The sequence below is a fragment of the Streptomyces sp. NBC_00414 genome (genome assembly GCF_036038375.1).
GTDB lineage: Bacteria > Actinomycetota > Actinomycetes > Streptomycetales > Streptomycetaceae > Streptomyces.
The window spans coordinates 4,891,426-4,915,037 of the sequence record NZ_CP107935.1; the positions used below are offsets into that span (position 1 = coordinate 4,891,426).

General features: G+C 68.1%; 25 protein-coding genes. 23 read left to right on the top strand and 2 right to left on the bottom strand.

What is annotated here, in order from left to right; genetic code table 11:
- Positions 1-394 precede the first annotated feature (394 nt).
- The 12 genes from OHS59_RS21010 to OHS59_RS21065 all read left to right on the top strand — a co-directional run bounded on the left by OHS59_RS21010 (position 395) and on the right by OHS59_RS21065 (position 11,921).
- Positions 395-661, top strand: a complete 267-nt coding sequence (locus OHS59_RS21010) for a DUF6284 family protein (RefSeq protein WP_328494956.1) — start codon at positions 395-397, stop codon at positions 659-661.
- Complete coding sequence (locus OHS59_RS21015; RefSeq protein WP_328494957.1) at positions 658-1,521, top strand: protein spdB; 864 nt, start codon at positions 658-660, stop codon at positions 1,519-1,521. Before OHS59_RS21010 ends, OHS59_RS21015 begins: the two co-directional genes overlap by 4 nt.
- Positions 1,521-2,081: a hypothetical protein gene (locus tag OHS59_RS21020; RefSeq protein WP_328494958.1), complete on the top strand. Its 561-nt coding sequence runs from the start codon at positions 1,521-1,523 to the stop codon at positions 2,079-2,081. The genes OHS59_RS21015 and OHS59_RS21020 overlap by 1 nt, the downstream gene beginning before the upstream one ends.
- A gap of 21 nt (positions 2,082-2,102) precedes the next feature.
- Positions 2,103-4,220, top strand: coding sequence for an ATP-binding protein (locus OHS59_RS21025; RefSeq protein ID WP_328494959.1), 2,118 nt, complete (start codon positions 2,103-2,105; stop codon positions 4,218-4,220).
- 206 nt (positions 4,221-4,426) lie between these two features.
- A complete protein-coding gene (locus OHS59_RS21030; RefSeq protein WP_328494960.1) occupies positions 4,427-4,885 on the top strand; it encodes a hypothetical protein in 459 nt (152 codons plus the stop codon).
- Positions 4,886-4,912: 27 nt separating this feature from the next.
- Entirely contained in the window at positions 4,913-5,338 is a 426-nt protein-coding gene (locus OHS59_RS21035) for an NUDIX hydrolase (protein WP_328494961.1), read from the top strand.
- A gap of 90 nt (positions 5,339-5,428) precedes the next feature.
- The gene (locus OHS59_RS21040; RefSeq protein WP_328494962.1) at positions 5,429-6,157 is read left to right on the top strand and encodes a DNA methylase; all 729 of its coding nucleotides are present in this window, start codon (positions 5,429-5,431) and stop codon (positions 6,155-6,157) included.
- Positions 6,154-6,996: a bifunctional DNA primase/polymerase gene (locus tag OHS59_RS21045; protein WP_328494963.1), complete on the top strand. Its 843-nt coding sequence runs from the start codon at positions 6,154-6,156 to the stop codon at positions 6,994-6,996. The genes OHS59_RS21040 and OHS59_RS21045 overlap by 4 nt, the downstream gene beginning before the upstream one ends.
- Positions 6,989-8,464 carry an ATP-binding protein gene (locus OHS59_RS21050; protein ID WP_328494964.1) on the top strand — a complete coding sequence of 492 codons (1,476 nt, stop codon included), beginning with the start codon at positions 6,989-6,991 and terminating at the stop codon, positions 8,462-8,464. Before OHS59_RS21045 ends, OHS59_RS21050 begins: the two co-directional genes overlap by 8 nt.
- A gap of 516 nt (positions 8,465-8,980) precedes the next feature.
- Positions 8,981-9,178 carry a helix-turn-helix domain-containing protein gene (locus OHS59_RS21055; RefSeq protein WP_189776308.1) on the top strand — a complete coding sequence of 66 codons (198 nt, stop codon included), beginning with the start codon at positions 8,981-8,983 and terminating at the stop codon, positions 9,176-9,178.
- A complete protein-coding gene (locus OHS59_RS21060) occupies positions 9,178-10,449 on the top strand; it encodes a tyrosine-type recombinase/integrase (protein WP_328494965.1) in 1,272 nt (423 codons plus the stop codon). Before OHS59_RS21055 ends, OHS59_RS21060 begins: the two co-directional genes overlap by 1 nt.
- A 233-nt stretch (positions 10,450-10,682) precedes the next feature.
- A complete protein-coding gene (locus OHS59_RS21065) occupies positions 10,683-11,921 on the top strand; it encodes a PIN domain-containing protein (protein WP_328494966.1) in 1,239 nt (412 codons plus the stop codon).
- A gap of 350 nt (positions 11,922-12,271) precedes the next feature.
- On the opposite strand, the gene OHS59_RS21070 is transcribed toward OHS59_RS21065, so the two are convergent.
- Together OHS59_RS21070 and OHS59_RS21075 are read right to left on the bottom strand one after the other, a co-directional pair.
- The gene (locus OHS59_RS21070) at positions 12,272-12,832 is read right to left on the bottom strand and encodes a GNAT family N-acetyltransferase (RefSeq protein ID WP_328494967.1); all 561 of its coding nucleotides are present in this window, start codon (positions 12,830-12,832) and stop codon (positions 12,272-12,274) included.
- Positions 12,829-13,602 carry a GntR family transcriptional regulator gene (locus OHS59_RS21075; RefSeq protein WP_328494968.1) on the bottom strand — a complete coding sequence of 258 codons (774 nt, stop codon included), beginning with the start codon at positions 13,600-13,602 and terminating at the stop codon, positions 12,829-12,831. Before OHS59_RS21075 ends, OHS59_RS21070 begins: the two co-directional genes overlap by 4 nt.
- A gap of 466 nt (positions 13,603-14,068) precedes the next feature.
- On the opposite strand from OHS59_RS21075, the gene OHS59_RS21080 reads away from it, so the two are divergent.
- The 11 genes from OHS59_RS21080 (at position 14,069) to OHS59_RS21130 (ending at position 23,610) form a co-directional block, all read left to right on the top strand.
- Positions 14,069-14,335, top strand: a complete 267-nt coding sequence (locus tag OHS59_RS21080; RefSeq protein ID WP_328494969.1) for a DUF6284 family protein — start codon at positions 14,069-14,071, stop codon at positions 14,333-14,335.
- Positions 14,332-14,625, top strand: a complete 294-nt coding sequence (locus OHS59_RS21085) for a DUF6303 family protein (protein ID WP_328494970.1) — start codon at positions 14,332-14,334, stop codon at positions 14,623-14,625. Before OHS59_RS21080 ends, OHS59_RS21085 begins: the two co-directional genes overlap by 4 nt.
- Positions 14,622-15,632, top strand: a complete 1,011-nt coding sequence (locus OHS59_RS21090; RefSeq protein ID WP_328494971.1) for a DUF2637 domain-containing protein — start codon at positions 14,622-14,624, stop codon at positions 15,630-15,632. Before OHS59_RS21085 ends, OHS59_RS21090 begins: the two co-directional genes overlap by 4 nt.
- Positions 15,632-15,973, top strand: coding sequence for an RRQRL motif-containing zinc-binding protein (locus OHS59_RS21095; RefSeq protein ID WP_328494972.1), 342 nt, complete (start codon positions 15,632-15,634; stop codon positions 15,971-15,973). The genes OHS59_RS21090 and OHS59_RS21095 overlap by 1 nt, the downstream gene beginning before the upstream one ends.
- Positions 15,974-15,991: 18 nt before the next feature.
- Positions 15,992-16,300 (top strand): hypothetical protein, encoded by a 309-nt coding sequence (locus OHS59_RS21100; protein ID WP_328494973.1) that lies wholly within the window; start codon positions 15,992-15,994, stop codon positions 16,298-16,300.
- A gap of 325 nt (positions 16,301-16,625) precedes the next feature.
- A complete protein-coding gene (locus OHS59_RS21105) occupies positions 16,626-18,467 on the top strand; it encodes an ATP-binding protein (protein WP_328494974.1) in 1,842 nt (613 codons plus the stop codon).
- A 91-nt stretch (positions 18,468-18,558) separates the two neighbouring features.
- Positions 18,559-19,299: a DNA methylase gene (locus OHS59_RS21110; RefSeq protein WP_328494975.1), complete on the top strand. Its 741-nt coding sequence runs from the start codon at positions 18,559-18,561 to the stop codon at positions 19,297-19,299.
- Positions 19,296-20,138, top strand: coding sequence for a bifunctional DNA primase/polymerase (locus OHS59_RS21115; RefSeq protein ID WP_328494976.1), 843 nt, complete (start codon positions 19,296-19,298; stop codon positions 20,136-20,138). The genes OHS59_RS21110 and OHS59_RS21115 overlap by 4 nt, the downstream gene beginning before the upstream one ends.
- Positions 20,131-21,612: an ATP-binding protein gene (locus OHS59_RS21120; RefSeq protein WP_328494977.1), complete on the top strand. Its 1,482-nt coding sequence runs from the start codon at positions 20,131-20,133 to the stop codon at positions 21,610-21,612. Before OHS59_RS21115 ends, OHS59_RS21120 begins: the two co-directional genes overlap by 8 nt.
- A gap of 445 nt (positions 21,613-22,057) precedes the next feature.
- Positions 22,058-22,303 carry a helix-turn-helix transcriptional regulator gene (locus OHS59_RS21125; RefSeq protein WP_328494978.1) on the top strand — a complete coding sequence of 82 codons (246 nt, stop codon included), beginning with the start codon at positions 22,058-22,060 and terminating at the stop codon, positions 22,301-22,303.
- Positions 22,304-22,374: 71 nt separating this feature from the next.
- A complete protein-coding gene (locus OHS59_RS21130) occupies positions 22,375-23,610 on the top strand; it encodes a tyrosine-type recombinase/integrase (RefSeq protein WP_328494979.1) in 1,236 nt (411 codons plus the stop codon).
- Positions 23,611-23,612 lie beyond the last annotated feature (2 nt).

Below are 23,612 nucleotides of genomic sequence, written 5' to 3' on the forward strand. Positions count from 1 at the left end.
GACTTTGCCTACGGTACCTAACAAGCGATGCGGTAACCCCCCCTAAGCAAACGAGGGGAAACCCGTTATAGCGGCTTGACCTGCCCGTTTTGGATAGCTCGCCTCCACCGGAGCCCTCTGCGGGTCGTTCTTTGAGAACTGAACAGTGTGCCTGAGGTAGCCGCTCCACCTCTGAAGCAAGAGGGCGGCGTGCGCGGGTTTTGTCCCGTGTGCGGTTCAGCGCGACTCGACCTTTCCGCAGCTCATCGGCTGTGGGCCGGTTGCCTCCGCTGCTCGTCTCGTACGAGCAGCGCTGAGGGGAGCCGGACATCCGACTTCAACGGCGCGCGGCCCCGGTGCTCGAACACCGGGGCCGCTGTTCGGGCCGTTCACCCTGTGAGAGGAACCACGACCCATGAAGCACATCGTTGCTGATCAGGCGGTTGTTACCGCCGACGTTCTCGACCGCGAGCCGACGGCCGCGGAGCTGGACGCGATCGAGCAGGAGATGCCCGTCATCACGGCGGACATCGACCTGCTCGACGCGCAGATCATCACGCTGGACCGCATCCCCACCGAGCTGGACGCACGGCGTATCCGCCGGGCCCGCCGCCGGGTGCTGGCCGCTCGCCGCACGCTGGCGAACACGGCCGCGACGCATGCGGCGGGGGTGTCCGCATGAACGCCAAGACCGTTCTTCCCGCCGTCGCCATGACGGCGGTATCCATGGTCCTCACCCTGGCCGTGGTCGTGATGTGGCTGGGCACGGCGATGCCGTGGCCGGTCGCCCTGGTCGTCGGTCTGGGCATCGACGGCGGATGGCTGGCCACCCTCGCTTACGAACGCCGCCTTGCCGCGCAGGGCGACCACAGCAACGCCGTCACCGCCGTCGGCTGGTCCTTCGGCCTCATCGCCACCGGCGTCCTGATCGCCCACGCCCTCACCGGCGAGGACAACCCGGGTGCGTGGCTGGCCGTGGCGTGGCTGCCGATCGCGGCCAAAGCCTTGTGGCTGGTCCACGGCCTGTGGGAGCGCACCGCCCTCACCTCCAACGCGCTCGGTGCGATCAAGGGGATTCAGCAGGAGGCGCGTGATGAGGCGGCCGTGGCGCGTGCCCGGCTGCGGGCGGAAGCGTCTACGGAGGAGACGCGGCTGACGGCCGTGACGGAGGCCGGTGCCCGTGTGGCCCGCGTTCAGGCCCGGACGGCACAGAGTCTGTCGCGGGCGTGGTCGACGCTGGAGGTGGCGCGTGAGGGTGAGGACACGGGCAGGGCGCTGAGCAGCGTGACGGCCCGCGTCACGCCCGACGTCACACCCCGCTGGGACCTGCCCGTCTGGGGTCCCATCGAGCCCGTCGCAGCCCTCCGGCTGGAGGCTGCGCCCGCGCTCACCGACGCCGCCCTTGACGCGCTGGTGGATGAGATCCGGCACAGCGAGGTGCCCGCCCTGTCGTACCGCGAGATGGCCACCCGCTTCCGCGCGGCCGGCCACTCGGCATCCGAGGTCCGTTTGCGGGCCGCGTGGAAGCGGCTGGTGGCCTGATGTCCGCGAAGATCACCGTGAGCGCGCACAAGCTGCCCGGCTACGGGCCCACGATGCGCACCGCCAAGCGCCTCACCGAGCAGGCCGTACGCATCGTCGGCCGCGCCGTGTCCGGCCGGATGCCCGATGTTGAGGTCACGCTGACGACTGAGCGTGGCATGGCCGAACTGAGTGCCGCCGCCGATCTCGCCCTGGCCGGCAGCACGGACCGCCGTGCGCAGCGGCGGGCGGTCGACGAGGGCAAGCGCCTGGCCCGCACGGTCATGGCGCGTGCTGTTCCGTGCCCGGACGGGAGCGTGTTGGTGCTGGTCATCGCTGACAAGCACCGCACCGAGGCTGAGTTCGCCGTGACCGTCGTGCATGAGCTGGTGCACGCCATGCAGTTCAGCCGCAAGGGCGTCATCGAGCGGGTCGTTCGCGACACCCGCGACCGCCTCGGTATCGAGCGCCAGTCCCGCCGCGACGCCCGCGACCACCTGTACCTGCTTCAGCAGGAGGAGCGCGAGGCGCGCGGCTGCCATCACCTCGCCAATCAGATCGTTCCCGCTGCCGCTGCCTGAACCCGTCAGGAGTCAACTCGCATGACTGAGAACGTCGTTCACCTCTTCAAGGACCCGCAGAACGGCCCCGAGACGCCCTCCGTCGTACCGGTGGCTGCTGTAGCAGCGCCGGACGCTGAAACTCTGTCTGTGCCCCTGTGGGCGCGCTCCGCACGGGCCATCCGTGCGATGGCCACCCACGAGACCACCACCACGGCCTGCCGGGCCATCGCCCGCCATGGCCTGTACGTCGTCGGCGGGACTCGGATTGTGGCCCGTCGGACGTGGGAGAGCCGCACGCCTGCACGGTACGAGCGGATGATCCGGGCGGCGGAAGCCGCGGGGAACTATGAGGCCGCGACCGAGTGGGAGGAGCGCGGGCAGCGCTTCCGCGACGCCCGCCACCGCCGCCGCATGGACCTGCTCACCGCCCCGCTCGACGCCGCCAAGGGCGTCGCCGCCGCTGCCGGAATGGGCGCGGGGATGCTGCTACTGATCGGGATCGCGCTGGCGGTGGCGAACGAGAACTTCGCCGACGTCGCCACCCCGGTCATGGCCGTGGTCCAGCTCATCCAGTGGATCGTGTTCGTCATCTCCGTGACCTGGGGACCGGCCGTCACGATCGGCCCCTGGGCAGCACTGATCGGCCTGTGGGCGGTCGGCAAGCACCAGCAGGCGGCCCCGGCGTGGGCGATGCCCGCCAACCTCCGCGACACCGACGGTGAACCCGTCACCCCCTCGGCCGTGGTGCTGGCCCTGCGCAACCTCGGCGTCGCCCCGCTGCGCAACGCCATCAAGGACATGGGCGACGCAGGCGCGAGCATGCTCGGGCCGATCCGGATCGCCGGATGCGGCGTCGAAGTCGACGTCACCCTCCCCTCCGGGGTGTCCACGGACGAGGTCCAAAAGCGCCGGCGGAAGCTCGCCGAAAACCTCGGACGGCACGAGCACGAAGTGTTCATCACCATCCCCGTCGCCGCCCGCACGGTCCGACTGTGGGTAGCCGACTCCGGAGCACTGGACGAGCCGATCGGCCCGTCTCCGCTGGTCACCGACGAGAGCATGACCGCCAACTACAAGACCGGACGCGCACCCTGGGGCCAGGACCTGCGCGGAGACGCTGCCGCGCTGAGCGTCTACCAGCGCCACCTCCTCATCACCGGCCTGTCCAACCAGGGCAAGACCGCCGCCCTGCGCGCACTGGCCCTGTGGCTGTCCCTGGACCGCACGGTGGAGTTCCGCATCGCGGACCTGAAGGGTGCGGGTGACTGGGCGATGTTCCTCGGTCTGGCCACCGTCCTGATCCAGGGGCCGACGGATGACCACGTGATCCAGGCGACCGAGATGCTCGAAGACGGCGTGCGCGAGATGGAACGACGCCTCCAGGCGCCTCCCGGGTCGGTGTTCCCGCCGCTGGTGCTGCTGGTGGATGAGGCGCAGGTCGCGTTCATGTGCCCGCTCCAGGACGAGACCAAGCGCCCGTACGGCGGCTCGAAGGCCACCTCCCGCTACTTCATGGCCGCGCGGAAGATTCACAACCAGGGCCGTGCGGTGAACGTGACGTTGTGGCAGGGGACGCAGGACCCGACGGACCAGAACCTTCCCAAGCTGGTCCGCGAGGGAGCCCACACCCGCGCCTCCCTCGCCCTCGGTACCGAGTCGCAGGCCCGCATGGCACTCGGGGACAAGGCCGTCGACGGCGGGGCCGCGCCGAACCTGCTGCGCCCCGGCCTGGACAAGGGAACGCTCGTGGTCGCCTCCGACGGGATCGAGATCCCCGCCGGGCAGGCGTCGGTGACCGTGCGCACGCACTACGTCAACGATGAGGACGCGACCGCGATCGCGGAGCGGGCCCGCGCGCTGCGGGACGGCGTCATCACCCTTCAGGTCATCGAGCGGGGCGAGGAGCGCGACCCGCTCGCCGACATCCTCGCCGCCCTCGGCGACGCGGCGCGGGTCCCGACCACCGACGTCCTCAAGCGGCTCGCAGGCTTGAACGAGGACGCCTACGGCAAGTGGACCAACGGCGACCTCAAGCGCGTCCTCGACGGCACCGGGGCGGAGCCGTACAAGTCCGAGGGCCGCATGGTCGTCGGCCGCGACCGCCTCGCCCGCGCCCTCGCCAACCAGGACGACGAGGGTTCCGCTTCCGCGTCCTGACAGCAGGGAGCCGACCCCCGACGGGTCAGGGAGGCAGGGAGAACTCCCTGAACCCCTCCCTGACCCGCCTCCCTCACCCTGACCTGCACAAACGATCTGTCAGGGAGGCAGGGAGGACCGCAGGTCAACGCCCCCGAAACCCGCTCCACACACCTTTCCCGGGGGGTTTCTGCGCCTCCCTGGCCTGACCGGAGAAGGGATTCCGGATGTACCCCGAGAGCCTTGGCCGCCTGCCCGCTGAGCGGGCCGTGACCGTCCACCAGCCCACCCCCATCACCCACCCGCCGGCCGCCCCGCTCGTGCCCATGCAGCCGAGCACGGTCCCGGCCGTGGCGAGCATCGTCCTGCCCGACGGGCGGGTCGTCACCGGCTACGCGATCAGCCCCATGCAGCCCGAACCCCTCGCCGCCAAACCGGCCGTCTCCCGTACGGCGGTGAACGTCGCGTTGGGCGGGGTCGGGTTCCTCGCCGTGTGCGGCGGGCTGCTCCTCCTCACCTCGTTCATCGCCGCGCTGACCGCGTTCATCACCCAACTGATCACCCTCGCCGCCGTCATTTTCGGCGGCTGGATCGCCGTACAGATCTTCGGCGCGAGCGGCCACCACGGCGGGACCACGGTCAACATCCGTAAGGCCGTGATCAAGCGCAACCACTTCCACGGCTGAACCGACCGAGAATCGAGAGCCGAAGACATGATCGAGACCTTCGAGACCATCCGCTACACCGCCGACGTGGTGTGCATCCGTGACGGCGCCCTCCTGCTGATCGAGCGGGGATGGCCGCCGCACAAGGGACAGTTCGCACTGCCGGGCGGGCACGTCGACCCCGGCGAGACCTCCCGGACCGCAGCCGCGCGGGAGTTGCTGGAGGAGACCGGTGTCCGTGTCGACGCCGACGACCTGGACCTGATCGGCGTCTTCGACACCCCCGACCGTGACCCGCGCGGCCGGTACGTCACCGCCGCCTACCTGGTCACCGTCCCCGCCGACACCATCGCGCGGGCCGGAGACGACGCCGCCGCCGTGCGGTGGATGCCGCTGGACGACACCGGACACCTCGCGTTCGACCACGGCGCGATCGTGGCCGCCGCCCGGTACCGGCAGCACGCCCCCTTCTAGCTATGCCAAGGGCGGCCCCCCACTCACGCCAATGAAGCGGGGCCGCCCTTGATCCACCTGCCGTCAACAGACCTGTGGAGGTCTCCCAGCATGACCCAACCCACCGACATCCGGCGAGCCCCTGGCTCCCGGCCGCGTCTGCTGGATCTGTTCTCGTGCGCCGGCGGCGCCGGTACCGGCTACGCACGGGCCGGTTTCGCCGTGCACGGATGCGACATCGCCGACCGCCCGAACTACCCGTTCCCCTACCACCGGGGCGACGCGCTCACCTACCTCGCCCACCTGATCGGCACCGGGGACATCCACCGGTACGCGTTCGTCCACGCGTCCCCGCCCTGCCAGGACAAGTGCACGCTCACCGTGGGCACCAACCACTCCCAGGGATGGGGCGGCACTCACGTGGACCTGGTCGCCCCCACCCGCGCCCTACTGGAACTCACCGGCCTTCCGTACGTGATCGAGCAGCCCAACGGGCGCGCGGTCCTCCGCAAGGACCTCACCCTGTGCGGCGAGATGTACGGCCTCGGGGTCATCCGGCACCGCAACTTCGAGTTGGGCCGCTGGACCATCGAGCAGCCGGCCCACGTGGCGCACCGGGGCCGCGTGCGCGGCTACCGCCACGGCGAGTACTTCGACGGCCCGTACGTCGCCGCCTACGGCAACGGCGGCGGCAAACCGTCCGTACCGGAGCTGCAAGAGGCCATGGGCATCACATGGACGAACGTGCGCGAGGAACTCACCGAGGCCATCCCACCCGCCTACACCGAACACATCGGCCGCGCCTTCCTCGCAGCGACCGTGTTGGGGGTGGCGGCGTGAGCGATCACCTGCGTACGGCCCTCAGCCTCGCGGCACACGGCGTGCCCCCGCTGCCGCTGCGGGCGGGGAAGGTGCCGTTCGGAAACTGCCCGACCTGCGCCAAGAACGTGTGCGGCGGCCGGCCGAACATGAAGAATCCCGGCCCCTGCACCTGCCCGTACCCGTGCCACGGTTGGGCCGCCGCCACCACCGACCCCACCGTCATCGACTCGCCGATGTGGGCGTGGGCGTGGCGGGAAGCGGCGGGCGTGGCCTACCACCCCGGCGGCGCCGGCCTGACCGTCGTGGATCTCGACAACCCCGCCGCCATGGCGTGGGCCCGTGCGAGCTTGCCCCTCACCCGGATCGTGCCCACGACCCGGGGCGAGCACTGGCTCTACCAGGGTGCAATGCAGGGCGCCAACGGCGTACGGCCCGGCGTCGACATCAAGTCGACCATGGCCTACACCCGTTACCTCGGGCCCGGAACCGGCACCATGACGACCCTGCCGGACGTCGTACGCGCCCTGACCGCGAAGCAGTCGGCCCCGGTCCGCCCGGCATCCGTCACGGTGCCCGCGCCGGCCGGTGGCGGCGCGTGTCCGCACCGCACGCCCACCTATCTGGACCGTGGAATCGCCATGGCGGAGCAGCGCATCACCGAGGCCCGCAGTGCGGTGCACGCGACCGTCTACCGGACGTTCCTCGCGGTGCTGTCCACGCACGGCCGGTGCGGCTGCCTCACCGAGACGCACACCGCCCGGCTGTTCACCGCAGCGCAGGCCAAGGGCGAGAGCGCCCGGCACTGCACGGATGCGTGGACCAACGCCCTGACCACGTTGGGACTGAGCCATGTCTGAGGACGACAAGACGCCCGGCCGCGAAGTCATCACCGACTACGCACAAGCGCACTTCCGCTACTTCCGCACCGCCGGCGGAACCGTGTACGCGCAGAAGAACGGCCACCCCGTCGCCCGTCCCATCCGCTCCCAGGGAACGACCGGCAGCCACCGGCAGGAACTCATGGTCGGCCTGTACCGGGACGGGCGCGGCGCGTTCAACGGGTCAGCGATCAAAGAGGCGTTGGACCTGATCGAAGCCCTCGCGCTGACCGAGCAGGTGCAGCCGGTCCATATCCGCGTGGCTCCCGGGTTCGACGGGGCGACGTGGCTGGACCTGGGACGCGATGACGGGCAGTCCGTCCGCATCCACCCCACCGGCTGGGACATCCTCACCCCCGACCCCCGCGAAGTCTGCTGGCGGCGCACCCAGCTCACGGGGGAGCTCCCCCTGCCGGTCAAGGACACCGAGGGCAAGGGCATCGACCTGCTCATGCGGCTGTGCAACTTCGCCAACGCCGAAACCGAATGCCTCGCCATTGCCTGGCTCATCGGCTGCCTCGGACCGTCCGTGCCCGTCCCCGCCCCGTTCCTCACCGGCCCGCAAGGGGCGGGCAAGTCCACCGGCGGCCGGATGCTCGTGCGGATCATCGAGGGCATGACGGGCGACCTGCGCCGGGCACCGAAGGACGAGGAGAACCTGATCGCGGCCGTGGCCGCCGGATGGGTCACCGCGCTGGACAACCTGTCCCACATGACCCCGGACCTGTCCGACGCGATGTGCTGCATCGTCACCGGAGCCGAAAGCGTCAAACGGGCCCTGTTCACCGACGGGGACGTCTTCCGCGTCGGCTACCGCCGTCCCCTCCTCCTCACCGGCATCGACGTCGGCGTCATCCGCCCCGACCTCGCCGAACGGCTCCTACCGCTGCGCCTGGAGCGGCCTCGCGTGCGGCGCACCGAGGCCGAACTGTGGACCGACTACGCAGAAGTCCTGCCCGTCGTCCTCGGTTCACTCCTGGATCTCACCGTCAAAGTCCGCGCCGTAACGGCAGAAACCCCCACCGACCTGCGCATGGCCGACTTCGCCCACCTGTGCGCCCAACTCGACGCAGCCACCGGCCTGGGCGCGCTCGCCGCGTACCGGACCAGCCTGGACGACCTCAACGACGACGTCATCGAGGGCGACCTCCTCGCACAGACCGTCCTCGCGCACGCCGACAGCATGGAGGCAGGCGCAGAGCAGCGGATGACGTCCACACAGTGGCTGCACTGCCTCAGCCTCCTCTACAGCGGCGACGAACTGCGCTCCCTGCCCAAGGGGTGGCCGACCACCGGCAAAGTCCTCTCCGACCGCCTCAAGCGCCTCCAACCCACCCTCGCCGCACGAGGAGTCCTCATCGACACCGGCCGCACCAGCGAAGGCCGCTACCTCGAAATGACCCGCCAATCCGCACCGCCGCCGTCCGAACAGAAGCGGATGTTCTGACCGCGCTCCGCAATCCGCGCGACCGGACCGGACAAGCAAGAGGAGCACCAGCGGCCAGGCGTGCTCCTCTTGCTGTTCGGCGGAACGCCGCCCGAGGGTCGTGCGCGAGCGCTCCTTCTTCACGCCCAAAGTGGCACCGCACCACTACAAACGGCCCCTCTTTTGTCCTAAGAGGGAAGACGCTGCGTCATCTGCGTCATCCAGGCCAGAAAACGGCCCCTGACCTGCGGCGAAAGCCATGACGCAGACGGCCGCGCCTGCGTCATCCTGCGTCATCTGCGTCATGGGCTGCGTCACGGATGACGCAGGCCATGACGCACCCATGACGCACGCCCACACCAGTGCGTCACTCAAAACCGCAGGTCACAAGCCCGAATGACGCTGATGACGCAATGACGCAGAAATCCGCACCTCGGACACACGCGGGCTTCGAAGCAAGCTCCCCCGCCCCCAGAAGTCCGCTACCTCGCCGATACGGCTCCCAAGATCCTCTCTCGCTCCCGGAGGTTCGTCCTCGTGCCCAGCGTCGCCCCTGCGCTGCCTGAAGCGCTCACCGTTCCCGAAGTCATGCACGCGCTGCGCCTCAGTCGCAGCAAGGTCTACGACCTCTTCCGCTCCAAGCAGCTCGAAAGCTTCACCGCTGGCCGCGCCCGCAGGGTCCCGGTGACCGCCGTACGCCAGTACATGCAAGACCGACTTGAGGAGGCAGCCTGATGGCCAAGCGCCGCGCGAATGGCGAAGGAACGATCACCAAGCGCAAGGACGGTCGTTACCAGGCAGCCGCTTACGTCTTCCGTCCCGACGGGACCAGGACGAGGAAGTTCGCCTACGGCAAGACCCGCGAGGAAGTCGCCTCGCAGCTCACGGAGATGCAGGAGATGACCCGGCAGGGCATCCCCGCGGCCTCATCCACGATGGCGTTCGGGGACTACCTCACCTACTGGTTGGCCACCATCGCCCCGGAACGGTTGAAGCCCGCGACGCTGAACAGCTATGAGGGGCTGTCCCGCCTCTACATCCGCCCAGCGCTCGGCAAAAAGCGCCTCAACCGGCTCTCCCCGGCAGACGTCCGGCGATTCCTCGCCGAATTCAAGGCTGCCTGTCTCTGCTGCCTGCGGGGTGCCGACGAGGAGCGGCCGGAGGACAAGCGCACGTGCTGCGCCGTGGGTCGCTGCTGCAAGCGCCGCCCGTCGGCCCGCACGGTCCAGTACATCCACGCAGTGCTGCGGTCCGCGCTGCAACAGGCGATGCGCGAGGAACTGATCGCACGCAACGTCGCCCGGATCGTGGAAACCCCCACGGTCGAATCGAAGGAGGTGCGTCCACTGGACGCGGCCGAAGTCCGCCTGTTGCTAAAGACCGCTCAGCCTCATCGCCTCTACGCCCTGTGGCTGCTGCTCGTCTCCACCGGCTTGCGGCGCGGGGAAGCTCTCGGGCTCACGTGGGCGGACATCAACCTCACGGCCGGCACTCTCCGGGTCCGGCGGAACGTGCAGCGCATCCGACGAGAGCTGATCTTCGGCACGCCCAAGACGATGCGCTCCGTCCGTACGATCTCCCTGCCCAAGCACTGCGTGCGGGCGCTCACCACACACCGGGCGCAGCAAGAACGAGAGCAGAAGGTAGCCGGAGCGAAGTGGCAGCCCACTCCGGGGCACCCAACCGGACTCGTCTTCACCACGGTGACCGGACGGGTGACGGACCCGCGCAGCCTGAACCGGATGCTCACCATCCTGTGCAGAGACGCGAAGGTGCGACGGGTGCGCGTGCACGACCTCCGGCACACCTGCGCGTCCCTGCTGCTCGCCCAGGGCGTCGACGCGCGCACCATCATGGAGACGCTCGGGCACAGCACGATCACGATGACGCTCGACACCTACGCGCACGTGATGGGGTCGACGCTGCGCGCGGCTGCAGAGCGGATGGATGACGCGCTCGGACTCGAAGATGTGGACGACGACCCGGAGGGCGAGAACGCCGCCTGAGCGGCCATTCCGGGGGCGTTGATGTCACCCGCTGATGTCAAAGGCCCCGCCGGGCGAACCGGCGGGGCCTTTGACCTGTGTGCACTCGGCAGGATTCGAACCTGCAACCTTCTGATCCGTAGGCGGGTGCGGCCCAGCGGTACGAGCACCTCGCTTGCGTCGGACGTTGGAAAACAGCTCTCCTGTAGTGGCGATTCGTAATAGTTTGACCGCAGCAGCCAACCGGGGGTGTCATGACCGAGCATCGCTCCAGCACGTTCACATTGGGCTACGAGGAATTTGGACGCAAGTCCGAACAATTCATCGATCAGGAAATCCGCTCCAGCTCCATCGTTCTGGACACGAATGCGGTTTTGAATCTATACCGCATGAAGCCGTCAGCGCGAAATGAGTACCTTCGAGTCCTAGAAAAGGTCGCCACTCGAATCTGGATCCCAAGACAGGTGGCGGATGAATTCCACAGGAACAGAATCTCCTGTGTGGACAGTCACGCAAAGTCTCTCAGCGAGAAATACGACAAAGTAGCCGAGGCGGCAAAAGTCTTGGTGGCAGCTTTGGGTGATTTTTACAAACTACATTCCCTAGCCGACGGTCGCTCAGCACAACACCTTGCACCACTAAACCAATCCATCTCCGAAATAACCGACACAATCGCAGCAGAAGTTTCCGAATACGATCTCACTCCTGGGGCTCTACTTTCGCAGGATCCAATCCTGGAGAGGCTTGGGGTTATCTTCGACGGGAGGGTCGGACAGGAGATCTCGAATAACGAGAAGGAGGAGCGGAAAAAAGAGGCACTCAAGAGGGGGAAAGAAAGCACCCCTCCGGGATATTTGGACGTACAGAAAAAGGGCGACGATGGGGTCGGAGACTACTTGATCTGGATGGAGATGCTGGAGCACGCCAAAGACAAAAAGAAGAATATTCTCTTCATCTCCACGGACACCAAAGGGGACTGGATTAGATTCCAGTGCGGCATGGCAGTCGGCCCTCGACCCGAACTGGTCGAAGAAATGCGCACAATTGCTGAAGTCGGATACCATCAAATTACGTTGGCTCATTTTTTGGCTCGCGCTGCACACGTTCTCGATGTACAGGTTAGCCAAGCAACAATCGACCAGGCGAACGAAACGCCACTTGACTTCGGAAAAGCTATGCGCCACATCGAGAGGAGGGCTCACGATATTGCGGATCTAGAGGGACGGATCTCGACAGTCAAAGATATGCTAGACGGGATTACGCAGCGAAAGGAAGCGGCGCAGAGACAGTTGAGCGTTGCTAGCGAAAGAGCCACGATGGAAGACTCGCAACTTCGGAGGGATCAACTTCTGGCTGAGGCATCAGACGCCGAAGCCTATTTTCGGTCGATTGAGGAGCAGCACCGCAGTGCACTCAATGGGCTGGGCGCACTCGAAGCCCAGCGGGCTTCCTTCATTACGGAAGTACAGGTACTTGAGCAATATGCGATCTGACCAGTTGGCGACGTTATGCATTGCGCTCGTGCCATGCATCAGTCGCGGGAACAACAAGACGCTCCTTGCTCATCCGCCTGCCTCCCGAAAAGCATCCATACATTTGCGTGTACTCTGATTTCGATGAATGAGTGCGGATCTAACACGTGCAGTCGATACTGTCTTACGGCAGCAACGAGGGACGCATAGTTTACGCGTCGCGTTTCGCGCCATGCCTGGCGTTCCTGATGCAGTCGCGCTCGTTCCTGTATCCGAAACGACAGCAGGCCACCTAATCCGACGCCAGCCAAAGCCGTCAATCCGCTAAGCCAGACAGTCGCGTCCATATCCCCCCACAGGTGTTCGCGATTTCAGACGATAAGATCCGGACTTGGTGTTTCATCAAAGAAGCCGTGTTCTGCTGGACGTGCGGGACGCTGGGCGAGCCACCCCGAAACTCGCGGTCCGCCGTTCACTGCAACGCCCTCAAGAACCGTGCGGACGTGTTCGAATCCTTGGCGCACGTAATACGCCTGTAGTCCCTGATTGGTCGTCCACGCGTCCAGTCGGAGCCACTTCGCGCCTGCCTGGTAAGCCCGGTCTTCTGCCCAATCGAGTAGTCGTCCACCAACGTTCTGTCCAGCGTGTGTGCGAGCCACCGTGAGTTTGTTGATGAACAGGGAAGGCTCTTTGAGCTCCTGCTCTGTCCAGAGCCCCGCCTCCGCGTTGGGAGTCAGGGTGATCGTGCCTGCCGTCGCGTCACCATCCAAGGCCATGAAGACGGTTCCCGCCTCAATTGTCTCCAGCAACTTGTCAGCCGGATATGGGCGTTGCCACTGGTCGCTACCAATACGGGAGAGCCAGGCTGCAGCCTCCTCTCGGAAGGCCAACAGCTTGGCGACGTCGTTCGGCTGGGCAGGGAGGATTTTCACTGAGGCTCGTTCTCACTTCGGGCGGACAGGTCGCCGATCTCGTAGTTCATGCGGTTCAGGTCGCCCCGGAACGTCGTAATGGTGCATCGGATGGGTCGATCCGCCGTATAGCCCGTCCGTGTCCAGAGCAGCACCGGAACACCGGCGCCGATCTCCAACAGCCGTGCCTCCTCCGGCGTCGGCATCCGCGCAGCGATCTCATCGAAGTACCCGACCTGCTCGATGCCCTGAGCAGCTAGGTATCGCGTCGTGCCCTCTTCGATGTCGCCTGGTTCGGCCAGTCGTGGCGACTCGTCGACCAGCCACGATGGATAGTAGGTCGCTTGCGTCGACCAAGGGACGTCGTCCACGTAGCGATGACAAAACCGCAATACCGCCTTCGCACCTGTCGTGGTGTTCAGACGCTGAGCGATCCCCTCCGGCGCCGGCAGCATCTCGACTCGGAACGTCTGGTGCGGTCGTCGACCCGCGTTAGTGACGTCGGTGCTGTACGAGTCCCCGTTCTGCGGGAAGTTCAGATTCTCGAACCGGGACGCGTTGAGTTCGAACACCTCGTGAGACTTGACCTCGTAGCCGAGTCCCTGGCTGGACGTCAGCAATCCCTCGCTGACCAGCAGGCTTAGCCCGTTGCGGACGGTGTTCCGCGACGCGTCGAACCGCTGCTGTAGGTCGTTCTCGGAGGGCAGCCGCGACCCCGGCGGGAACGTGCCGTTGTCGATCTCGCGGCGCAGGGCATCGGCAACTTGCCGGTACTTCGGCTGCTTGTTCATGCCTTCATCATGACGCACTCGCGCAACTTGTTGGTACATGTAGGCCAACCCCCTTGACGACTCACTGTCCGTGGGTGCAGCATCACCGCATCAGCTTGTACCAACAAGCTGCACAGGTGGTGCAACACCTTCAAGTGTGCCTCACCTGCACTGCCAGCGCCCGGAGGAAAGCCCGCAGGGGTGAGTACGAAGGAAGCGCCCGTTGGTTGAGAACTCAACAGAGTGTCGAAGCAAGACCACCGCCCCACCGCTGTGAGCGAGAGGGCGGGCGCGTACGGGCTCGTCCCGTACGCGGTACAGCACGACCGACCCCCGCAGCGGTTCTGCGGGCCGGTTGCCTCCGCTGCTCGTCTCGTACGAGCAGCGCTGAGGGGAGCCGGATTGACCGACTTCAACGGCGCGCGGCCCCGGTGCTCGAACACCGGGGCCGCTGTTCGGGCCGTTCACCTGAGAGGAACACGACCCAATGGATCACATCGTCACTGTTCAGGACGCTGTTACCGCGTTCGCCGACTTCATGGAGCCGACGGACGCTGAGCTGGACGCGATCGAGCGGGAGATGCCGGTCATCCTGGCCGGCGTCGAGCTGCTCGACGCGCAGATCATCGCGCTCAACCACTCCCCGAACGAGCTGGACACCCGCCGCATCCGCCGGGCCCGCCGCCGGGTCCTCACCGCCCGCCGCGAGCTGGCCAACCAGACGGCGGACATGCACCGGGGCGGCGCGGCATGAACGGACAGACAGTGCGGGAGTTCACCGCGCAGATGTCCCTCCGTGAGGGCTTCTGGCGTCTGTACGTGGTGCTGCTGAACACCTGCGAGAGGTGGCCGGAGCACCGGTTCGGGCGTGCGGTGCCGACGTTCACGGACCGTACGGACGCGCTCAGCGTGCTCGGTTTCGAGCCGATGCCGGGCGCTGAGTGGACGTGGACCGAGGACAACGAGACCCCCGAGGACCCTGCCTCTGCGGTCGTTCTGATCGCTGCGATCCGGGTGCGTTCATGGTCGGGGGTGAGTGTATGAACGGCGTTCAGATCCGTTCAGCGGAGCGGGCGTTGTCGGTCGGCACGTGGTTGATCGTGGCGGGCGCGATGCTCTACTCGATCCTCACCGTCACCCCGCTCGCGGCCGAGCACACCCCCGACAAGTGGGACTGGACCGCACCCATCCTTCCCCTGGTCGTGGACGCGGCCGTGGTCATCGTGGTCCGGCTGGACGCGGTACTCGCCCGGCTCGGGGGCAACGGCGGACGGTGGCCCATCGCACTGCGGTGGATGACCGGCTGCATGACCCTGGCCCTGAACGTCGCGGACTCCGCGTTGAAGAACGACCTGGTGGGCGTGGCTGTGCATGCGGTCGCGCCGCTGCTGCTGATCGTCACGGCAGAGACCGGACTCGCCTACCGGCGGGCCATCACCGCCGCCGTGGTGGTGCTGGAAGCCAAGCAGCAGGCGGAGCGGGAAGCCCGCGAACGTGCATCCGCTGAGCGGCGTGATGAGGCTGCCCGGCGGGCCCGCGAGGAGCGCGAGCATGCGGCGGCGCTGGTCCGTGAACAGCGGGAGCACGAAGCCCGCATGGTCCGTGAACAGGCCGAGCGGGAGGCCGCCGTCCGGCGCGAGGAACGCGAGCGCGAGCAGGCTCGGGAACGTGCCGAGCGCGAGCAGCGTGAACGCGTGGACCGTGAGCGTGAACAGCGTGAGCGCGACCGTGAACGCCGTGAACGAGTGGCCGCCGAGCACGCGGAACACGAGCAGCGGGAGCGTGCCGAACGCGAGAGCCGTGAACAGGCTGAGCGGGAGGAGCGGGCCGCGCGTGAACGCGCCGCGCTGCTGTCCGCCGGCCCCGCCACGGACAAGCTCCCCGAGGACGACGCGCGCGCCATCGTGGCCGCCGCCCACGGGGAGGGCATGTCGGTGCGGACCGCAGCGGAGCTGTGCGGCTGGTCGGTGGGCTGGGTCTCGACCCGGTACGCCGAACTGCGCGGGCCCGTCAACGGCACTCCGGTTGATCTCGCCGGTACGGGCCGCTGATGACCACCGCACCGGTGGGTGGCTCGCTGTCCGTGTATCGGTGGCGCCTTGCTCCTGAGGGACTGGCCACCCGTCGGCAGCTCCGCGCGATGGAGCTGCGTCCGGGTGGCCAGGACGTAGCCGCCGAACTCCAGCGCCCCCGCCGCCGGCGGGGCCCGCTGGTCGCCTACCTCTACCTCATCGACCTGGCCAAGCCCGTCCGCCCGATGACACCTGCCCGGTGGGCCGCGCTCGCCAAGGCCAACCGTGCCCGGCGGATCTGCCCCGAGTGCCGGCGCGATGCCGGATACGTCATCGCCACCTCGCTCGGCATGTGCGTGCCCTGCGCCGACTCGAACTGACCCGAGGAAGGAGCCCTGATGGCACATCGTGACCCGCCGGGGATCATCGCCCCGCACATTCCCGCCGACGCCTACCGCCGCGCCGAAGCGACCGGGCAACCGGTCGTCATCGTCGTCCACACCACCGACCAGGAGGGGCGCCCGCTGCGCCACTACCTGTTGCCCCTCGCCATCGCCGGAGCCGCCGCCCTGGGTGGCTGGGGACTGGTGGCCGCCCTGTGCGCGCTGCTCGACGCCGCCGCCCACACGGCCACCGTCATCGCCCAAACCGCCGGACCCATCGGCATCGGCGGCATCACGCTGCGCCTCGCCCGCCCCAAGCACTGAACCGGAGCCGGGAGCCGTAGGCGGCCCGCAGGGCGCCCGGACCCCCTTCCGTGTGGGTCGAGATCCCCCGGTCCGTGAACGGCTGTTCAGGGCCTCGTGAGGGGGTTGCACGGCCCGATTTTCCGCCGCTCTACGCGCGCGGGCGCGTAGGGCCCCCACCCTCCCCACTGCTCAACTCTGCAACTTCGCAGGTCAGATGTGGTTGCGGGGGTTCAACCGGTGCTGTCGACGCAACCGACAGCACCACCCCTGTGCAACTCGGGCGGGCCGGTGACGCCATGCGACGGCGCACCGGCCCTCATCCACGGTCTTGGAGGACCCTTTCGTGGACTGGAAGCAAGCATGGTCGACCACCACCACAACCACCAACGGCGCGTTGGATTCGCTCTCTCCGGTGTGCGTTCCGTTCGCGGCCCGCTGGGATCTTGAGGCGGACCGGCGGGACAAGCTGCGCACCCCCGAGCACCTCAAGGCGTTGATGGCCGCGCAGAAGGAGCACAACGCCGCGCGCTCGACGCTGTCCACTGCCAAGTCGCAGCAACTCACTGCGCGTGCCGCGTCGAACAATCCGTTCGCGGCCGGCCGCCGTGCCGCCCGGGTGGCAAGCAAGGCAGCTTCTCGCCACGAGCGTGACACTCGCGCCAAGCTCAAGGCCGCACGGGTCAACTACCCCAGCACGCTCAAGGCCCGCGCGATCCAGGCGCACTCGCTGCACGCCGTGCCCACGGTCGTCACGTCCGTGGTCATGTCCGCCTCGCACCTGACACTGTGGCCGGCCGCCACCTCGGCCGCGCTGATCGGCGCGAACGTGGCCACTCTCGCGCTCGGTCGCCGCAAGCTGCGGGTACCGGTCGATGAGTCGGTCTCGCTGGAAGAGCGTCAGCTCATGGAACGGCTCGACCCCTCGTACTGGGTGGAGCACGCCCCCGACCGTGGTTTGTCGGGCACGGTGACAACGCCTCCGGCGATGGAGCCGGGCGGTATCCGGTGTGAGATCCGTCTGGATGGCACGTGGACGGTCAAGACGCTCGCGGACAAGGCCGATTCGGTCCGTGCGCTGCTGGGTGCCCGCACCGCGCTGCGCATCCGGATCACGTCCGCCTCGCGCGGCGGCTGGGCCGTCGTCACGTTGGCGACCCGGTCGGCAGCCGCGGGCGTTTCCTCGCTGTGGACCCCGGACCGCATCCCGTCCGACCCGATGGCGATGAGCCTCGGTCTGGACACCGAGACCGGGGATGAGGTCCTGATCCCGTTTGATGAGCGGCTGTTGGTGTCCGGTGCGTCCGGCACCGGCAAGTCCTGGTCGTTCCGTCCGCTCATGGCGACCGCGCACCTGCGCGGTGACCTGCTGCTCATCGACGGCAAGGGCGAAGAGGCCAACATCTGGGAGCACTCGTGCCGCGTCGCCGTGGAACGTGAGGAGATCACGGCCGGTGTGGACGACGCGCACGCGGAGATGACCCGCCGCAAGGTCGACATGAAGCAGCGTGGCATCTCGGTCTGGGACGGCCGTCAGCTCACCGTCGTCGTGGACGAGGGACAGGTGATCCTTGCCCTGATCGCCAAGGACAAGGACCGGCTACAACGGCTGATCGAGCTGTCCTCGCTCGGTCGCTCGCGCGGTGTCGTCCTGTGGTGGGCGACGCAGTACCCGCTCACCGATGGCGGTGCGCCGGGCGTGCACAAGCTGATCGCACCCAACCTCCTCACCCGGTTCTCGCTGCGGGTGGCCGGCACCACGCAAGCCCAGGTCGCGCTGGACGACTGCGCGCACTACGCGCCGCACCAGATCCCCGAAGGCCGCGAGTACCGAGGGCACGGCTACCTCAAGGGCTACGGGCCGCGCATGCTCCGCACCTGGACCCTGGACGACGCAGGCGTCCGCGCACTGCCCAAATCGATCTGGACCCCGGACCAGTCGACCGGCGGGCAGTCGCCGCGACCGCTGCACCTGGTCAAGGAGACGGCCGCACCGTCCGGGGCGCTGAGCAACCGGGACAAGGTGCTGGCCGCCGTGCAGACCGGTGCCCGGACGGCCAAGGACGTGGCCGACCGGACCAGCCTGAACAAGGGCACCGTCTCCCGCGAGATCAGGGCCCTGACCGCTGACGGAGCCGTGCACAGGACCGCCGACGGCCGGCTCCTGCCCGGCCGGCAAGCGGCCTGACCACCCCCGACGAACGACAACGGCGGCCCCCTCACGCCAATGACCGGGGCCGCCGCCAATCCAGCACACCTACGAACTGGAGACCTCCAGCATGACCCAACCCACCGACATCCGGCGAGCCCTCGCCGGGCTCGAACCTGTCCGCGTGCTCGATGCGTTCTCGTGCATCGGTGGCGCCACCAACGGCTACCGGCGGGCGTTCGGGCCGAACTGCCACGTCACCGGCGTCGACATTCAGGCCCAGCCGGACTACTGCGGTGACGCCTTCCACCAGGGCGACGCGATCGAGTACATCCGCGCGCACGGCCACGAATTCGACTTCATCCACGCCTCGCCCCCGTGCCAGGGCGAGGGTGCCCCGACCAAGGGCACGAACGCTGCCCGCAACGCCGCGATCGGCCGCTCCTATCCCCGGCTGATCGTGCCGACCCGGGCCGCGTTGGAGGCGACGGGGCGGCCGTATGTGATGGAGAACGTGGCCGGCTCCGACGTCCGCAAGGACATCCGCCTCTGTGGAGAACAGTTCGGCCTCGCGGTGCTCATGCACCGCTACTTCGAACTCGGAGGCTGGACGTTCCCGCAGCCCTCCCACCCGCGCCACCGTGGGCGGGTGCGCGGTTGGCGGCACGGCGAGTACCACGAGGGTCCGTACGTCGCCGCGTACGGCAAAGGTGGCGGCAAGGCGACCGTGGAGGAGATCCGGGAGGCCAAGGAAATCGACTGGTCCACCGATCACCTCCGCCTCCGCGAGGCTCTCCCGCCCGCGTACACGGCGTGGATCGGGGCCGCCTACCTCACCGCCCTCGCCCCCCGGCTGGAGGCGGCGGCATGAGCGAGCACTTGCGCACCGCGCTCAGCCTCGCGGCCCACGGCGTGCCCCCGTTGCCGTTACGAGCAGGGAAGGTGCCGTTCGGGAACTGCCCGGCCTGCGCCAAGAACGCCTGCAGCGGCCGTCCGAACATGAAGACCCCCGGCCCCTGCACCTGCCCGAACCCGTGCCACGGCTGGGCCGCCGCCACCACCGACCCCCACGTCATCAACTCCACGCCGTGGGTGCGGGCGTGGCGGGAGGCGGCGGGCGTGGCCTACCACCCCGGCGGCGCCGGCCTCACCGTCGTAGATCTCGACAACCGGGCCGCTATCGCGTGGGCCCGTGCGAGCCTGCCCGCGACGCGGACCGTGACGACGACCCGGGGCGAGCACTGGCTCTACCGGGGCGCGATGCAGGGCGCCAACGGCGTACGGCCCGGCGTCGACATCAAGTCGACCATGGCCTACGCCCGGTGGCTCGGACCCGGCACCGGCACCATGGCGCCCCTGCCGGACGCCGTGCGCGCCCTGACCGTGAAGGAGCCGGCCCCGGCCCGCTCGGTAGCCGTCACGGTGCCCGCGTCGATCGGTGGCGGAGAGTGCCCGCACCGCACGCCGACCTATCTGGACCGGGGGATCGCCATGGCGGAGCAGCACATCACCGAAGCCCGTGAGGCGGTGCACGCGACCGTCTACCGGACGTTCCTCGCGGTGCTGTCCACGCACGGCCGGTGCGGCTGCCTCACCGAGACGCACACCGCCCGGCTGTTCACCGCAGCGCAGGCCAAGGGCGAGACCGCCCGGCACTGCACTGATGCGTGGACCAACGCCCTGACCACGTTGGGACTGAGCCATGTCTGAGGACGACAAGACGCCCGGCCGCGAAGTCATTACGGACTACGCACAGGCGCACTTCCGGTACTTCCGCACCCCCGACGGCACCGTGTACGCGCAGAAGAACGGGCACCCCGTGGCCCGCCCGATGCGCTCCCAGGGCACCACGGGCAGCCACCGGCAGGAACTCATGGTCGGCCTGTTCAAAGACGGGCGCGGCGTGTTCAACGGGTCCGCGATGAAAGAGGCGTTGGACCTCATCGAAGCGCTCGCGTTGGACGCCGACACGCACGCCGTGAACATCCGCGTCGCCCCCGGGTTCGACGGGGCGACGTGGCTGGACCTGGGACGCGACGACGGCAAGTCCGTCCGCATCCACCCGTCGGGCTGGGACATCCTCACCCCCGACCCGCGTGAGGTGTGCTGGCGGCGCACACAGCTCACCGGGGAACTCCCGCTGCCGGTCAAGGACACCGACGGCAAGGGCATCGACCTGCTGATGCGACTGTGCAACTTCGCCAACGCGGAGACCGAATGCCTGGCCATCGCCTGGCTCATCGGCTGCCTCGGACCGTCCGTGCCGGTCCCCGCCCCGTTCCTCACCGGACCACAAGGAGCGGGCAAGTCCACCGGTGGCCGCATGCTCGTGCGGATCATCGAAGGCATGACCGGTGACCTGCGCCGGGCGCCGAAGGATGAGGAGAACCTCATCGCGGCCGTTGCGGCGGGCTGGGTCACCGCGCTGGACAACCTCTCCCACATGACCCCCGACCTGTCCGACGCCATGTGCTGCATCGTGACCGGCGCCGAGAGCGTCAAGCGGGCCCTGTTCACCGACGGCGACGTGTTCCGCGTCGGCTACCGCCGCCCCCTGCTCCTCACCGGAATCGACGTCGGCGTCATCCGGCCCGACCTCGCCGAACGGCTCCTGCCCTTGCGGCTGGAGCGGCCCCGCGTGCGGCGCACCGAGGCGGAACTGTGGGCGGACTACGCGGAAGTGCTGCCGGTCGTTCTTGGCTCGCTCCTGGACCTCGCGGTCAAGGTCCGTGCCGTGGAGGCGGAGACCCCCACCGACCTGCGGATGGCGGACTTCGCCCACCTGTGCGCGCAGTTCGACGCCGCGACCGGCCTCGGGGCTCTGCCCGCGTACCGGGCGAGCCTGGACGACCTGAACGACGACGTGATCGAGGGCGACCTCCTCGCACAGACCGTTCTCAGGCACGCGGAGACCATCGAACCGGGCGCAGCTCAGCAGATGACATCCACCGAGTGGCTGGCCTGCCTCAGCAGCCTCTACAGCGGCGACGACTGCCGTCCCCTGCCCAAGGGGTGGCCGACCACCGGCAAAGTCCTCTCCGACCGCCTCAAGCGCCTCCAACCCACGCTGTCGGCTCGGGGTGTCCTCATCGACTCGGGCCGCACCAAGGCGGGCCGCTACCTCGAAATGACCCGCACAGTCGTCCTGACCCTGCCTCCGCACGAGCAGACGCGGGCGTTCTGACCCTTGATCCGCACGCTCAAGCGAACAGCAAGAGGAGCACGTGCTCCTCTTGCTGTTCGGCGGAACGCCGCCCCAAGGTCGCGCCGCGCAGCGGCCCCTTCTTCGCTCTGTGAGCCGCACCGAACTACCACAGGCGGCCCCTTCTTTGTCCTAAGTAGGAAGACGCTGCGTCACCTGCGTCACCCGGCCCGGAAAACGGCCGCTGAGCTGCGGAGACAGCGGTGACGCAGACGGATGGCTCTGCGTCATCCTGCGTCACCTGCGTCACCCGATGACGCAGCCGATGACGCACCGGTGACGCAGCCCCGAACTGCCGCGTCACCCAAACCAGCAGGTCAGATCCTCAAGTGACGCTGATGACGCGGTGACGCAGAAATCCACACCTCGGACAGACGCGCACCGCGAGAAGCCCCCGAACGCAACACGACTCGACGCCGAGGCCCCTATGAGCCGACCCCGTTCCGCTCAACCCGACGCTCGCGCTGCCCTCCGCAGTGGCCTGCCCGACCGATACCTAACCCCGAACGACATCGCCGAGATCTTCGGCGTCCCCCGCGAAACCGTCTACCAGTGGCGCAGGAAGCGCACCGGCCCGCCGGGCTTCCGCATCGGCAAACACGTCCGTTACGACCCGGGCGAAGTCGGTGCCTACGTCGCGCAGCTCAAGAACGCCGACCGCATGGCGGTCTGACACAACCTCACACACAAGCAGGGCCGGCCGCATGGTCGGCCCTGCTCTATGCCGAGAGGACTCCGCCGAATATGGCAGGGAGCATCCAAGACCGCTGGTTCAAGACCGAAACCGACGCTGACGGCAAGACCGTCCGCACCAAGACCGCCCGTCACGGCACCGGACTGCGCTACCGGGCCCGGTACTTCGCACCTGACGGCAAGCGCAAGGGCAAGTCCTTCGCCGATGGACAGAAGCGCCTCGCCGAGCAATGGCTCAGCAGCATCAGCGCAGATGTGGCACGCGGCCAGTACATCGACCCGAACGCGGCCCGTACGTCCTTCCAGGACTTCGCTGAGAAGTGGTTGGAGAGCCAGAGTGGCGACCCGAACACCCGGGCGTCGATGCAGTCTCAGCTCAAGCTGCATGCCTTCCCGCGCATCGGGACGCGTCCGCTCGGCTCGTTCCAGCCGAGCCACATCCGAGAGTTCGTCACGCAGCTCGAAACGGCCGGCATGTCTGGCTCGTACGCCCGCGTCATCTTCTCCAACGTACGAGCCATCCTGAGCGCGGCCGTTGAGGACGGCTACCTACCCCGGAACCCCTGCCACTCGCGCACGGTGACGCTCCCGGAAATGGGCGCGCGCCGTGTCGTCCCGTGGCTGCCGGATCGGGTCTTCGCCATGCGCGGCGCTTTGGTCGAGAGGTTCCGGCCCATGGTCGACGTGGGCGCCGGTTGCGGCCTGCGTCAGGGGGAGATCCTCGGACTGTCCGTCGAAGAGCTGGACTTCGGCAACGGCACGCTTCACGTCGTCCAGCAACTCAAGCTGAGCCTGAGTCAACCCGTGTTCGCCCCGCCCAAGGGCGGCAAGCTGCGCGACGTGCCGCTCCCCGAGCCCGTGGCGGACGCGCTCAAGGCGCACATGAAGCTCTTCCCGCCGATAGAGATCACGCTCCCGTGGATGCGCGCTGGAGGTTCGCCCGTGACCAAGCGCCTGATCTTCACCGGTCCCCTCGGCGGGCACGTCTGGCGTACGTCGCTGAACGAGGACCACTGGAAGCCCGCACTCGCCAAGGTCGGCGTCATCCCCAAGGCGAAGAGCCGCGAGCATGCCGCCGCTCGGGAGCACGGAATGCACGCCCTGAGGCACTTCTACGCCTCGGTCCTACTGGACGCCGGAGAGAGCATCAAGGCCGTCAGTGAGTATCTCGGGCACTCCGACCCGGGGCTCACGCTGAAGGTGTACGCCCACCTCATGCCCAGCAGTAGCGACCGGGCGAGGAAGGTTCTCGGCAAGGCTCTGCGGCCGAACGATCCTCCGCGCTGAGG